General features: G+C 42.8%; 1 protein-coding gene. It reads left to right on the top strand.

Going from position 1 to position 731, the window contains the following annotated elements:
- Positions 1 to 57 precede the first annotated feature (57 nt).
- A partial coding sequence (gene pcaD, locus AC1M9N_RS14450) for a 3-oxoadipate enol-lactonase (RefSeq protein WP_481954968.1) occupies positions 58 to 731 on the top strand: 674 nt, incomplete at its 3' end.

Genomic DNA, 731 nt, shown 5'->3' with positions numbered 1-731 from the left:
CGTGTTTAACTATTAAAAACCCCCTCCCTTTTCTCAAGGGAGGTCGGGAGGGATTCTATGCCTACTTTTTCTTCAAATGATGCGCAAATCAATTATCAAACTTTTGGTGATTCAAGCAAGCCTGCTCTTGTTTTCTCTAACTCTTTAGGGACAAATTTCAGCATGTGGCAATCACAAATTGAGTTTTTTAAAGCTTCTCATTATGTGATTTGTTATGACACACGTGGTCATGGTGCATCGGATGCGCCTCAAGGTCCATATACCATTGATCAACTTGGTCAAGATGTGGTGAATTTACTCGACCATTTAAATGTTGAAAAAGCTGCATTCTGTGGTATTTCGATGGGTGGTTTGACAGGTCAATGGTTAGCGATCAATCATCCTCAACGCTTTAGTCATGTGATTGTGTGTAATACCGCCGCTAAAATTGGCAATGAAAATGCTTGGAATGATCGTGCCATATTGGTTCGTGAACAAGGTTTAGCACCGATTGCATCAACGGCTGCAGGTCGTTGGTTTACAGATCCCTTTATCCAAAGCAACCCAGCAGTGATTGAAAAACTTTCAAACGACTTAGGAGCTGGCAGCCCTGAAGGTTATGCAAGCTGCTGTGAAGCTTTGGCTAAGGCGGATGTGCGTGAACAACTCAAACAGATTTCGATTCCTGTATTGATTATTGCAGGTCAGCAAGACCCTGTGACCACTGTGGCAGATGGTCAGTTTATGCAAGC

This window comes from Acinetobacter sp. ANC_7655 (assembly GCF_056784015.1).
The sequence above is the reverse complement of the archived record's forward strand: the minus strand, read 5'-3'. Positions and strand labels throughout refer to the sequence as shown.